Annotated in this window: 11 protein-coding genes and 1 other annotated feature; of the genes, 2 read left to right on the forward strand and 9 right to left on the reverse strand. The window is 56.2% G+C overall.

All coding sequences use genetic code 11. The annotated features are described in order from the left end of the window. Nucleotides 1–37: 37 nt before the first annotated feature. From hemH to AM410_RS01735, 8 genes are all read right to left on the reverse strand, one after another. Nucleotides 38–1,000: a ferrochelatase gene (gene hemH, locus AM410_RS01700; RefSeq protein ID WP_025204839.1), complete on the reverse strand. Its 963-nt coding sequence runs from the start codon at nucleotides 998–1,000 to the stop codon at nucleotides 38–40. Between the two features lie 125 nt (nucleotides 1,001–1,125). Beyond that, nucleotides 1,126–1,770, reverse strand: a complete 645-nt coding sequence (gene adk, locus AM410_RS01705) for an adenylate kinase (protein WP_006809841.1) — start codon at nucleotides 1,768–1,770, stop codon at nucleotides 1,126–1,128. Nucleotides 1,771–1,962: 192 nt separating this feature from the next. Continuing rightward, entirely contained in the window at nucleotides 1,963–3,837 is a 1,875-nt protein-coding gene (htpG, locus tag AM410_RS01710; protein WP_014168914.1) for a molecular chaperone HtpG, read from the reverse strand. A 110-nt stretch (nucleotides 3,838–3,947) separates the two neighbouring features. Continuing rightward, nucleotides 3,948–4,553 (reverse strand): recombination mediator RecR, encoded by a 606-nt coding sequence (recR, locus tag AM410_RS01715; RefSeq protein ID WP_006809843.1) that lies wholly within the window; start codon nucleotides 4,551–4,553, stop codon nucleotides 3,948–3,950. Continuing rightward, nucleotides 4,553–4,885 carry a YbaB/EbfC family nucleoid-associated protein gene (locus tag AM410_RS01720; RefSeq protein WP_010428194.1) on the reverse strand — a complete coding sequence of 111 codons (333 nt, stop codon included), beginning with the start codon at nucleotides 4,883–4,885 and terminating at the stop codon, nucleotides 4,553–4,555. The genes recR and AM410_RS01720 overlap by 1 nt, the downstream gene beginning before the upstream one ends. Nucleotides 4,886–4,939: 54 nt before the next feature. Continuing rightward, complete coding sequence (gene dnaX / locus AM410_RS01725) at nucleotides 4,940–6,868, reverse strand: DNA polymerase III subunit gamma/tau (RefSeq protein WP_020885181.1); 1,929 nt, start codon at nucleotides 6,866–6,868, stop codon at nucleotides 4,940–4,942. Further along, nucleotides 5,546–5,610 (reverse strand) — a sequence feature (DnaX frameshifting element). (Overlaps the previous gene by 65 nt.) 88 nt (nucleotides 6,869–6,956) lie before the next feature. Next, nucleotides 6,957–7,508 (reverse strand): adenine phosphoribosyltransferase, encoded by a 552-nt coding sequence (apt, locus tag AM410_RS01730; protein ID WP_000127359.1) that lies wholly within the window; start codon nucleotides 7,506–7,508, stop codon nucleotides 6,957–6,959. Between the two features lie 151 nt (nucleotides 7,509–7,659). Next, nucleotides 7,660–8,037 (reverse strand): DUF454 family protein, encoded by a 378-nt coding sequence (locus AM410_RS01735; protein WP_020885182.1) that lies wholly within the window; start codon nucleotides 8,035–8,037, stop codon nucleotides 7,660–7,662. Nucleotides 8,038–8,087: 50 nt separating this feature from the next. On the opposite strand from AM410_RS01735, the gene priC reads away from it, so the two are divergent. Continuing rightward, nucleotides 8,088–8,615, forward strand: a complete 528-nt coding sequence (gene priC / locus AM410_RS01740; protein ID WP_025204841.1) for a primosomal replication protein N'' — start codon at nucleotides 8,088–8,090, stop codon at nucleotides 8,613–8,615. A gap of 12 nt (nucleotides 8,616–8,627) precedes the next feature. Next, nucleotides 8,628–8,813 (forward strand): pleiotropic regulatory protein RsmS, encoded by a 186-nt coding sequence (rsmS, locus tag AM410_RS01745; RefSeq protein WP_014168908.1) that lies wholly within the window; start codon nucleotides 8,628–8,630, stop codon nucleotides 8,811–8,813. A 1-nt stretch (nucleotide 8,814) separates the two neighbouring features. On the opposite strand, the gene mscK is transcribed toward rsmS, so the two are convergent. Next, nucleotides 8,815–12,162, reverse strand: coding sequence for a mechanosensitive channel MscK (mscK, locus tag AM410_RS01750; RefSeq protein WP_014168907.1), 3,348 nt, complete (start codon nucleotides 12,160–12,162; stop codon nucleotides 8,815–8,817). Nucleotides 12,163–12,244 lie beyond the last annotated feature (82 nt).

The raw sequence follows: 12,244 nt of genomic DNA on the forward strand, positions 1-12,244 counted from the left end.
GCCGGGAATGGTAGCACAAACCCGGCCCATAGTGCGATCAGCGGCTGTTTGTCACCAGTGACACCATCATCTCGATATGCTCAGGCGAGTCGTTAAGGGCCGGAATATATTCGTATTTCGTTCCGCCCGCCTCGAGGAAGAACTCTCTGTTCTGCACGGCAATCTCTTCCAGCGTTTCCAGACAGTCGGCGGAGAAACCGGGTGACATCACCTGAATATGTTTCACGCCCTTCTCACCGAGCATTTTGAGGGTTTCGTCGGTATAAGGCGTTAACCACGGCTCGCGGCCAAAACGCGACTGGAAGGTCATCATCACTTTCTCTGGCGGCAGGCCGAGGGCTGAGACCAGCTCACGGGTAGTATCGCGGCAGCGCTGCGGGTAATCATCCCCTTCATTGGCGAAGCGCTGCGGGATCCCGTGATAGGAGAGCAACAGCAGATCCGGCTCGCCATGTTTTTCAAACGACGCGCGCGCGCTACTGGCAAGCGCTTTAATATAGCGTTCGTTATCGGCGTAATCGCGAATAAAGGTCACGCCAGGAATACGGCGGCGGGTCGCCAGAATACGTGCCAGCTCATCCCAGACGGCGGCAACCGTCGAGCAGGAGTACTGCGGATAAAGGGCGAGAACCACAATGTGGTCGACGCCCTGCGCCAGCAGCGAGTCGACCGCGCTTTCCAGTGACGGTTTACCGTAGCTCATGCCCAGCGCGACGGGCATATCCGGCAGGCGGGCGGCCAGCGCTTTTTCCTGCCGACGGCTATACACCATCAGCGGTGAGCCCTCTTCCATCCAGACGGACTGATAAAGCTTTGCTACACGTGGGGCACGAATCGGCAGAATGACGCCACGCAGCAGCGGCCACCACAACAGTCTTGGGGTATCCACGACGCGCGTGTCGCTTAAAAATTGTCGCAGGTAGCGTTTTACCGCTTCTGATGTCGGTGCATCTGGTGTACCCAGATTGGCAAGCAGGATGCCGGTTTTCGCCTGACTCATTCACGCCTCTTAACCATTTGAATGGTTTTCAATTGTAGCGGAAAAGCGTTTAAACGAAACCCATTGCTGCAATAGGTAAGATGAGAATTTTTCTCACCCGGAGAGCCCGGGTGAGAGAGGTGCAATTAGCCGAGGATTTTTTCCAGCTCTGCACGAACGTCAGCAACGGCTTTGGTGCCGTCAACTTTCGCGTATTTGGTGTTACCCGCCTGCGCTTCTTTGGTGTAATAACCGATCAGCGGAGCGGTCATCTGATGGTATTCCACCAGACGTTTACGCACGGTCTCTTCCTGATCGTCTTTACGGGTGGTCAGCTCTTCACCGGTAACGTCATCTTTACCTTCAACCTTAGGCGGGTTGAATTTGATGTGGTAAACGCGGCCAGAGGCAGCGTGTACGCGACGACCAACAATACGGTCAACGATCAGCTCGTCCGGCACGTCGAACTCGAGCACGTAGTCCACGTTGATGCCCGCTTCTTTCATGGCATCAGCCTGAGGAATGGTGCGTGGGAAGCCGTCCAACAGGAAACCGTTACGGCAGTCTTCCTGAGCAATGCGCTCTTTGACCAGAGCGATAACCAGCTCGTCGGTCACCAGCTTGCCTGCGTCCATGATGTCTTTCGCTTGTTTACCCAGCTCGGAGCCAGATTTAACAGCGGCGCGCAGCATATCACCGGTGGAGATTTGCGGAATACCGTATTTCTCCATGATGAACTGAGCCTGAGTTCCTTTACCCGCGCCCGGAGCGCCAAGCAGAATAATACGCATTGCGAAAATCCCCTCAAAAGTCGATTCAATTTTTCAAAAGCGCTAAACAATACCACCAGAACGGATATGGCTCAAGGAAGGCAGGCGGGCTGAAACGGTTAATGAAGGGAGATTAACGGGAAGGAGCGGTCTGGTGCCCTCCCCCGGTCCTCTCCCACAGGAGAGGGAGAAGACCAGGGTGAGGCGGGTCAATTACGCCAGCAGCAGCGCATTCACACGTTTAATGAACAGGTTAGGATCTTCCAGCGTGCCGCGCTCGGCCAGCAGAGACTGATCCAGCAGAAGCTCAACCCACTCGGCGAAGCGTGCTTCGTCCTGCGTATCCGCCGCGCGTTTCACCAGCGGATGATCCGGGTTCAGCTCGAAGATATACTTCACTTCTGGCATCGCCTGGCCCGCCGCGGCGAACAGTTTCGCCATCTGGGTGCTCATTTCATCCGCATCCGTGGTGACAATGGCCGGGGTATCGGTCAGACGGTGAGTGAAACGCACCTCTTTCACGCGATCGCCCAGCAGCGTTTTCACGCGCTCAACGAAAGGCTCCAGCGCCTTCTCCGCTTCTTTCGCGCTTTCGTCCACTTCATCGGCCAGCTTATCGATCGACTCATCGGCTTTGGCGACGGACTGGAACGCCTTACCGTCGAACTCGGTCAGGTAGTTCATCATCCACTCGTCGATGCGGTCAGACAGCAGCAGTACTTCGATGCCTTTCTTACGCAGCAGCTCGAGGTGTGGGCTGCTCTTCGCCGCGGCGTAGCTGTCAGCGGTGATGTAGTAGATCTTCTCCTGCCCTTCTTTCATGCGGGAGACGTACTCTTCCAGCGACACGGTCTGCGCAGAGGAGTCGGTGTGAGTGGAAGCGAAACGCAGCAGTTTAGCAATGGCTTCTACGTTGGATGTATCTTCCGCAGGGCCCTCTTTCAGCACCAGACCGAACTGTTTCCAGAAGGTCTGGTATTTTTCTGCATCGTCTTTCGCCAGTTTTTCCAGCATCTGCAGCGCACGTTTGGTCAGTGCATTACGCAGGTTGCGGGTGACGGTGCTGTCCTGCAGAATTTCACGGGAGACGTTCAGCGGCAGATCGTTGGAGTCAATGAGACCACGCACAAAGCGCAGGTAGTTCGGCATGAACTGCTCGGCGTCATCCATGATAAATACGCGCTGGACGTACAGCTTCAGACCGTGCTTGTGATCGCGGTTCCACATATCCCACGGCGCCTGTGACGGGATATACAGCAGGCTGGTGTACTCCTGCTTACCTTCCACACGGTTGTGGCTCCAGGTGAGCGGATCGGTAAAGTCGTGGGCGATGTGTTTGTAGAATTCGTTGTATTCGTCGTCTTTAATTTCAGACTTATTGCGCGTCCACAGCGCCTGCGCCTTGTTGATTTTCTCCCAGGACACCACGGTTTCACCGTCTTTCTCTTCCTGTTTTTCAATCTCAACCGGCAGGGCAATATGGTCGGAGTATTTGCTGATGATGGAGCGCACGCGCCAGTCATTCAGGAAATCGTCTTCGCCTTCACGCAGGTGAAGGGTGATTTCGGTACCGCGGTCCGCTTTGGTGATGTCATCAACGGTGTATTCGCCTTCGCCTTTAGATTCCCAGAAGACGCCGTGATCCGCACTGTCGCCTGCTGCGCGGGTACGTACGGTGACTTTGTCCGCAACGATGAACGCCGAGTAGAAGCCCACACCGAACTGGCCGATCAGCTGGCTGTCTTTCGCCTGATCGGAGCCCATTGATTCGAGGAACGCTTTGGTACCGGATTTAGCAATGGTCCCGAGATGGTCGATGACCTCGTCGCGGTTCATACCAATGCCGTTATCAGCGATAGTCAGGGTACGGTTCTCTTTATCAAAAGAGACGCGCACGCGCAGCTCTCCGTCGCCTTCGTACAGATCCGGGTTAGACAGGGCGCGGAAGCGCAGCTTGTCCGCCGCATCGGAGGCGTTGGAAATCAGCTCACGCAGGAAGATTTCTTTGTTGGAATACAGGGAATGGATCATCAGGTGCAGAAGCTGTTTTACTTCTGACTGGAAACCACGGGTTTCTTGTCCTTTCATCTATGTCGACCTCAACAATGCCATTTAATGGGGTTTTAAAACGTTGAGGGAGAGATGGGGATACGAGGGGAGAATTTCAAGCGGAGGCCGCGATTGCAGCCTCCGTTTGGTCAGAAAATAATCTTGTGACGTCCAGCCAGAGAGTGGGAAAGCGTGGTGCCGTCCACCATCTCCAGCTCACCGCCCACTGGCACGCCGTGAGCGATGCGGCTGGCGTCAACGCCATACTGTGCGCACAATTCGGCGATGTAGTTGGCCGTAGCTTCCCCTTCCACCGTTGGGTTGGTGGCGAGGATCACCTCTTTGATCGTTTCGGACTCAAGACGCTGTTCAAGGCGATCGAGACCGATATCGTCCGGGCCAATACCGTCCAGCGGGGAGAGATGCCCCATCAGCACAAAATAGCGGCCAGAAAACTGCCCGGTCTGTTCGATGGCGTAGATGTCCGCCGGACTCTCCACCACGCAAATCTGACCGTTTTCCTGACGACGCGGATTAGTGCAGATGTTACACACGTCCTGCTCGGTAAAGGTACGGCAATCCGCACAGTGACCAATTTCTGACATGGCACGGGTCAAAGCCTGCGCCAGGCGCATCCCGCCGCTGCGGTCGCGCTGCAATAGCGTAAACGCCATGCGCTGCGCCGACTTCGGGCCGACACCCGGCAGACAGCGCAGTGCTTCCATTAACTGCGTGAGCAGCGGACTGGTTTGCATCAGAATGGCATCTTGAAGCCAGGCGGCAGTTGCATACCGCTGGAAACAGAGGCCATTTTCTCTTTCTGAGTTTCATCGATACGGCGCGCAGCATCGTTAAACGCGGCTGCAACCAGATCTTCCAGCATGTCTTTGTCGTCTTCGAGCAGGCTTGGGTCGATTTCAACGCGACGGCAGTTATGCGCACCGTTGATGGTCACCTTGACCAGACCGGCACCGGATTCACCCGTGACTTCCAGCTGAGCGATCTCTTCCTGCATCTTCTGCATTTTTTCCTGCATCTGCTGAGCCTGCTTCATCAGGCCACCCAGACCGCCTTTTCCACCAAACATAGGCTTCTCTCTTCTTTCACGTTTAAGGATTACAACCGTAAGTCAGACTCACGATCAAATGGGGCGAATACTCTCTTCATCCAGATCGGCGTCGAAGAACCGGCGCAGAGTCTGGATATTGTTATCCGCGATAATCGACTCGCGCGCCTGCGCGAGCTTCTCTTCATAAATCGCCTGACGCCATTCCAGTGGCGTTCGCACCGCCGGATTATCATCTTCAATGATAGTCAATTCAACCGGTGCACCGTGTAATGCGGTGAGCGCCTCGGCCAGCGCTTTTTGCGCGCCAGGGGAATTCAGGTGCCGCTGACCCGGTCGCAGGTGTAAACGTACCTGATGACCGTCCTGCTCTTTCCAGGCATTCAGCGCGACCTGCTCAACCAACTTCGGCAACTGCAGTTTACTGACCTCTGCGGCCCACGCGTCACGCTCAATAGACTCTTCGGCAAGTTTCGCGGAAAGCTCAGGTGTTTTTTCATGCTCCAGCGCCTTTTTTAGCGCTTTCGGTGTGGCAACTTCTTCTTTCACCTCTTCAACGAGGGTTGTTGCCTTCCAGCGGTAAGCCTCTTCTTTCACCGGGGCTTTTTGCTCGAGCGCGGACGGTGCAGGGCGCGACTGAACGCGCTCCGTAACCGAAGCCAGTCGTTCAAGCGCGGCGTTGTTCACCGGCCGCGCTCTTCCTGGCGCTGCCGGTTCACTCTTTTTTGGTTTGGTTGCTCCCTGAGCACGTTGCAACTGGCTTCGTGCGGCAAGCACCGAACTGGTGGCCTCCGGCAGCGGTACGTTCTGCTGCGGGGGAGCCGTCGGCTGCGGTGGCACCTGCTGAGGCGACATCACCGCAGTGGGGGCGACCGGAGCAAAAGACTGTCGGGGCACTTCCGGCTCCGGCAGAGGCATGCGCGGATGGAACGCCAGCGCACGCAGCAGGGTCATTTCAACGCCCATCCGGGGATCCGGTGCAAACGGCAGCTCTTTGCGGCCAATCAGCAGCGTCTGGTAATAAAGCTGCACGTCAGCCGGTGGGACGGTGCGCGCAAGTTCACGCATCCGGTGTTCAATAACCGCCATATCGGCACCGATGGCTGACGGCGAAAGCTGCAGCATCGCCACGCGGTGCAGCAGACTCAGCATCTCAACCAGCAGCGCTTCCCATTCAATGCCCCGGGCAGCCGCGGCGTTCACCAGCGACATGACGCGTTCACCGTTGGCGGCGATCATCGCTTCGATGAGAGAGAGCGCCTGATCATCATCCAGCGTGCCGAGCATGGTGCTGACCGCGTCGGTCGAGAGTTTACCGTCACCGCTGGCAATCGCCTGGTCGGTGAGACTTAAGGCATCACGAAGGCTGCCGTCTGCCGCGCGGGCCAGCAGCTGCAGGGCGCGCGGTTCGTGGACAATCTTCTCTTCATCAAGAATATGTTCAAGCTGAGCGCGGATCTGCTCGACGTCCAGCGCCTTCAGATGGAACTGCAGGCAGCGCGACAAAATAGTGACCGGCAGCTTTTGCGGATCGGTGGTCGCCAGCAGGAATTTCACATGCGCGGGCGGCTCTTCCAGCGTTTTCAGCAGGGCGTTGAAGCTGTGGCGTGACAGCATGTGCACTTCATCGATCAGGTAGACCTTGAAGCGGCCACGCGCCGGCGCGTACTGCACGTTGTCGAGCAGATCGCGGGTATCTTCCACTTTCGTGCGCGAGGCGGCGTCGATCTCAATCAGATCGACAAAGCGCCCCTGCTCAATTTCACGGCAGTTGTCACACACGCCGCACGGCGTGGCGGTGATCCCGGTTTCGCAGTTCAGACCTTTTGCCAGCAAACGGGCAATAGAGGTCTTACCGACGCCGCGGGTGCCGGAGAAAAGATAAGCGTGATGGATGCGACCTAGCGACAAGCCGTTCGCCAGGGCCGTCAGCACATGCTCCTGACCGACAACGTCAGCAAAGGTTTGTGGTCGCCATTTACGGGCTAACACCTGATAACTCATGGGCAGGCTCTGCAACGCTGGAAGGTGAATTTATGGAGGGGAATGCTATCACAACCTCACCCATTGAGCGAGGTTGTGAAAACCGGGATTAATGACCCGGGAAAGGCACCAGGCTGTAGCTGGTAATGCCCTGTTTTTCCAGGCGCTGTTCGCCACCCAGATCGAACAGGTTAATGATGAATGCCGCGTCGGTCACTTCACCACCCAGACGACGGATCAGCTTCACGGTCGCTTCAATCGTGCCGCCGGTCGCCAGCAGATCGTCAACCACCAGCACTTTATCGCCAGGCTTGATCGCATCAACGTGGATTTCCAGCTGATCGGTGCCGTACTCCAGTTCGTAGCTCTCTGCGATGGTTTCACGCGGCAGTTTGCGCGGTTTACGCACCGGCACAAAGCCAACACCCATTGCCAGCGCGACCGGCGCGCCAAACAGGAATCCACGGGCTTCGGTACCCACTACTTTGGTGATCCCGGCGTTTTTATAACGCTCGACCAGCAGTTCAATGCTGAGCGCGTACGCTTTCGGGTCTTCCAGCAAGCTGGTGACATCACGGAAAAGAATGCCAGGCTTTGGATAGTCCTGGATACTTTTGATGCTGTTTTTCAGATATTCAAGCTGCTGTGCAGTTGCGGTCATCGGTTTGTGCCTAAATGAAACAGTGTTACTCACAGCGCGCAACGAGTCGGCCAGGGTAACAATTGTTTAACCTTTGACCAGGCGCAGCTGTGCTCGAAAACGGTCGAATTTACTGGCTGCGCGCAATAATTGCAACAGCCATTATAAGGCTTCAGTGCTTTTGTTGCTTTTCATCAACCACGGGGATCCGCCACATAAAGAAAAGCAGACAGGCGAGGATCGTCAGCAACAGAATGCGCACCCACATCATTTTCACCAGCCATAATGAAATGGCAAAGGTAATCAGGATCACCGCGATCGCACGCGGCTTCGCACCGGGCGGCATTGCCCGATGTTTTTGCCAGTGGCGCAAATAGCCGCCAAACCAGGAGCGGTACAGCAGCCAGTGGTGAAAGCGCGGCGATGAACGGGCGAAGCACCAGGCTGCCAGCAGAATAAAAGGCGTAGTGGGCAATAAGGGCAAAACCACGCCCAGCGTGCCTAACACTACCGCGAGCCAGCCAATGATGATTAAAATAGTACGCTGCATAATGCGAATCGTTATCAAACTGAACGGCTACTTTACCACTGGAGAGCGTATTGAAAACAGCCCTGCTTCTGGAGACGCTGCAAAATCAGCTGTCCACCCTGCGCGCGCAGGCTACGCCGTTAATGGGGCATGCTACGCTGAAGCCGCGCTTTGACCGGCAGCTTTTTCGTACCCGCAGCACGCGCATCCAGGATTATGTTGCTGAGGCGCAGATGAATCTTGATGAGTTGCGCCACGCGGTTGAGAACAATCAACAGCAACAGGTCGCCTGGCTTGCGGAACATCTCACCGAGCAGATCACCGCCCTGCACCGTGAAATGACCGCCTGGCCGCTACGCGTCTGGGACAGCGCTTCGCCGGGTCTCGGTAAATGGCAGCGCAAGCGGCTGGAGAACCAGGAGTTTGCGCGCCGTCTGTTTGAGATGAAGCAGGAGCGGGAAACGCGCCTGAACGCAAGCGAGACGCTGGAAGAGCAGCAGTTATTAATGCGAGAGATTAGCGCCCTCGAGGGCCGCATCGTTCGTTGCCGTCAGGCGCTGGATGAAATCGAACGCGTCATTGAACGTCTGACCCGTTAACAGGAGCCGTAAATGTCACTGGAAAATGCACCCGATGAGGTCAAGCTGGCCGTCGATTTGATTATGCTGCTGGAGAATCATGACATCCCTGCCCAGACGGTGCTGAAAGCACTTGAGATAGTGAAGACGGATTTTGAAGGCAAGGTGAAGGCCAGTCGCCTTCACCCTGACCCTCTCCCACCGGGAGAGGGAACCTGAATTACGCCGGGGTAGGATCGTCACCCTGAATCTCGCGCTTCACTTCCGTATGCTCATCACCTTTCTCGTTACGCAGGTGAACTTCAAGCTGGTTGAAGGCGATGTTGATGTTGTTTTCACGGCACAGACGATCGATAGTGCGGTTCAGCTCATCCACGGTGTAGCTGCGATCGCGCAGCTCACGCACGTATAACCGCAGCTCGTGATCCAGCGTGCTCGGCCCGAAGGTGGTGAAGAACACATCTGGGGCGGGCTCGTGCATCACCTTAGGATGCGATTTCGCGGCTTTTAACAACACCTCTTTCACTTTATCCAGATCGGAGCCGTAGGCCACACCCAGTCGAATGACGACGCGCGTTGTGGTGTCAGAGAGCGACCAGTTGATCAGTCGCTCGGTGACGAACGCTTTGTTAGGGATGATCACCTCTTTGCGATCGAAGTCGGTGATGGTGGTGGCACGAATACGGATCTTGCTGACCGTTCCCGAGAAGGTGCCGATGGTGACGGTATCACCGATACGTACCGGACGTTCGAACAGAATGATCAGGCCGGAAACAAAGTTACCGAAGATCTCCTGCAAGCCAAAACCGAGACCGACAGAGAGCGCGGCCGCCAGCCACTGCAGCTTATCCCACGAGACGCCAAGCGAGCCAAAGACCGTCATCGCCCCGACAATAATAATGACGTAGTTGAGGATGGTGGTGATGGCATACGACGCCCCCTGACGCAGGTTCAGACGCGACAGCACCAGCACTTCAAGCAGGCCTGGCAGGTTTCGAATCAACGCCCAGGCCACCACTGACGACACCAGGGCAAAGAGCAGGCTGCCCATGGTCACGCTTTTCATTACCGCGGCGCCCGCTTCGGTGCCGTTGTATTGCCAGAGGGTGATACTGTCGAGGTAGGCAAAGACGGTGATTAAATCAGACCAGATCGCCCAGAACATCACCGCAAACAGCGCGATCATTACCAGCATGGTGATACGCAGTGTCTGCTGGTTAACCTGCTCCAGCGCGATGGTTGGCTCTTCCTGTGGCTCAGCGCCTTCGGCCCCCTCTTTTACCTGATGCTGGCGACGCGCGATGGCACGACGATAAGCGATGCGGCGAGCCGCCACGCTTAGGCCGCGCAGTACGGTCTGATAGAGCAGGTTCCAGACGATCACCAGATAGACGGTTTCAATCCAGCGTCCGGACAGGCGCAACGTGGTATAGAAGTACCCCGTCGCCGTGAGCACCATCAGTGCCAGCGGAATAATCGCCAGTACCGTCACGGTGGCCAGACGAATGTTGTGAGACTCTTTATCCCGCCAGCTGTCGCGGCACATCGGCCACATCAGGATGGCAATGAGCAGCAGGTTCAGCAAAATAACCAGCTGGCCCATGACATCGTCCATCAGGTGCAGCGGAGACAGCTCAGCGACAACGGACCAGAAGTGCAGCGGCAACAGCGCCAGGCTGACGCGTACAATCTGACGACGCCAGTGGCTGGTCAGTTGCGCAGGCATGTTGAAATGACGCACCGCAACGCCGTCTTTTTCCAGCACTTTCCAGCACACGCCAAACACCAGCCAGAACAGGGCCAGTTTTTTACTGAACGCCCACAGCAGGTCGCTGATGTTGAGCTGCATCGTCAGCAGGATAAGCCCCACCGCCAGAATAATCAGGCAGACCGGCAGCGCGCGGATCAGATCGATCAGAATCGCTTTTGGCGTGTGCAGCTGACTGTCGTTACGCAGTTGCCCCACTTCAGACGCCAGCTTATCCTGGTATTTCTTCAGCCAGCCCAGACGCCAGCGGATCAGGCCGGCAATCAGCAGCAGCGGGAGCCCCGCCAGGAAGGCAATCATCACCGCAGGCCAGGCTTTCTCCCAGTTTACGGTGATTTTCATGCTCTTAATCTGCGCCTTCAGCGTTTCAGGGAAGGATTTAATCCAGTCCCAGTCCATCGGCTTGTTGCTGTTAACCCAGAAAATCTGCTGGGTCAGGATCTCCTGCAGACTTTTCGACACGCTCACCAGCTGTTGCTGGTTGATCTGCAGGTTAATCGCCATCATCAGCTGGTTGCCGAGCTGTTTGTTGAGCTGGTCGAGCAGCTCGCGGCGCATATCCACAACCTGCAGCAGGGCGTCGTGAACTTCCGGGTTCACTTCACTGGAATGGCCCTCTTCCAATTTGGCGACAAACGTATCGCTCTGGAAAAGGGCGTCGCGCTGCTGGTTCACATCGAATTGTTCCAGACGCAAATCCGCAATGCGGTTGGTCATGTCCTCGAGCTCATCGGCGGACGGCAGCGTCTGCTGTTGCTGGTAGAGAATACGGGACAGCAGCAGGCTACCTTTCAGAACCGCAATCTGCTCTTTAATGTTGCGTTCAGCCTGCAGCGCGCGGTCCAGCCAGTTTTTCACTCTGATATTTTGCTGAACCAGCGAGTTACCGCTTTCTGTTGCCAGTATCAGGCGCTGGCTCAGCTGATGGTTAGCCTCGAGCTCCTGTTTCACCAGCGGGTTCGCCTGAATGCGGGCAGTTTCGTCCGGTGAGACGGCTTCCTGAGCCGTTTTCTCCGTCAGCGTAAGGCGCTTACTGTTAACCGCCTCCTGCAACAGCTGAAGCTGATGTTCCAGACGATTAATGTTCGCCGTTACGTAGTCGCGCTGCTTCTGGAGCGTATCCTGCAGCACCGTATTCCCTTCCAGGCTTTTACGCTGCTGTTCGATTTGCGCATTCAGTAAGGCCTGCTGCACCAGCAGCAGCGTTTGCTGCGTTGGGCGCAGGGTGCCTTCGCCAACCGACGTACCGTTCAGACGGTTGCGGATCTGCTGCAGCTGCTGAGAGGCGGCATACATCGCATTTTGTACGCGCTCGGGCTGGGTTTGCAGGGAGACAAGCTGGCTGTTGTACGTGCCGAGATCGGACTGCGCCGTTTGCAGATCGTCGAGCAGCTGTGCGACGCGCGATTCCAGCTGACGCAATGACAGGGTCGCGAGCGTTTTACGGGTTTCGTCGTCATTATCCACATCGCTCAGGGCATTCAGCGATTCCGTGGCCTTACGCATGTTTTCAGGCGCCTGCGCCACTTTCTGCCGAAGCTGTGTGGTTTCCGCTTTAACACGCTCAATTTTATCAAGCGTTTCCAGCGTCTCCGTCAGATCCTGCTGAACGAGCTTATCCAGAGCAGAGAGATCTTTTTGTTTATTCAGGGTGTCGAGTTGCGACTGAACATCACTGCGTGAAGGGATGTCATTGTTGTTATCGGCGCGGGCCCAGGAAAGCGGTGCCGTTGCGAAGAAAAACAGCGTCGCCAATAAAAATACAAGAACAGGATGTTGCGAGCGATTGGTGTGCAGCATAGTTGTGAATGATGTCAGAAGATGACCGAAAATAGTCCGGCGTGCAGGATATCACGCTCGCCTGAAGCAGAATAGCGCGAAC

It is taken from the genome of Enterobacter cloacae complex sp. FDA-CDC-AR_0164 (assembly GCF_003071645.1).
GTDB lineage: Bacteria > Pseudomonadota > Gammaproteobacteria > Enterobacterales > Enterobacteriaceae > Enterobacter > Enterobacter ludwigii.

Coding starts and splice junctions, on each gene's coding strand:
- AM410_RS01735 (WP_020885182.1), bottom strand. CDS start 8,037: ATGCAGCGTACTATTTTAATCATCATTGGCTGGCTCGCGGTAGTGTTA.
- mscK (WP_014168907.1), bottom strand. CDS start 12,162: ATGCTGCACACCAATCGCTCGCAACATCCTGTTCTTGTATTTTTATTG.
- recR (WP_006809843.1), bottom strand. CDS start 4,553: ATGCAAACCAGTCCGCTGCTCACGCAGTTAATGGAAGCACTGCGCTGT.
- apt (WP_000127359.1), bottom strand. CDS start 7,508: ATGACCGCAACTGCACAGCAGCTTGAATATCTGAAAAACAGCATCAAA.
- dnaX (WP_020885181.1), bottom strand. CDS start 6,868: ATGAGTTATCAGGTGTTAGCCCGTAAATGGCGACCACAAACCTTTGCT.
- AM410_RS01720 (WP_010428194.1), bottom strand. CDS start 4,885: ATGTTTGGTGGAAAAGGCGGTCTGGGTGGCCTGATGAAGCAGGCTCAG.
- rsmS (WP_014168908.1), top strand. CDS start 8,628: ATGTCACTGGAAAATGCACCCGATGAGGTCAAGCTGGCCGTCGATTTG.
- hemH (WP_025204839.1), bottom strand. CDS start 1,000: ATGAGTCAGGCGAAAACCGGCATCCTGCTTGCCAATCTGGGTACACCA.
- adk (WP_006809841.1), bottom strand. CDS start 1,770: ATGCGTATTATTCTGCTTGGCGCTCCGGGCGCGGGTAAAGGAACTCAG.
- htpG (WP_014168914.1), bottom strand. CDS start 3,837: ATGAAAGGACAAGAAACCCGTGGTTTCCAGTCAGAAGTAAAACAGCTT.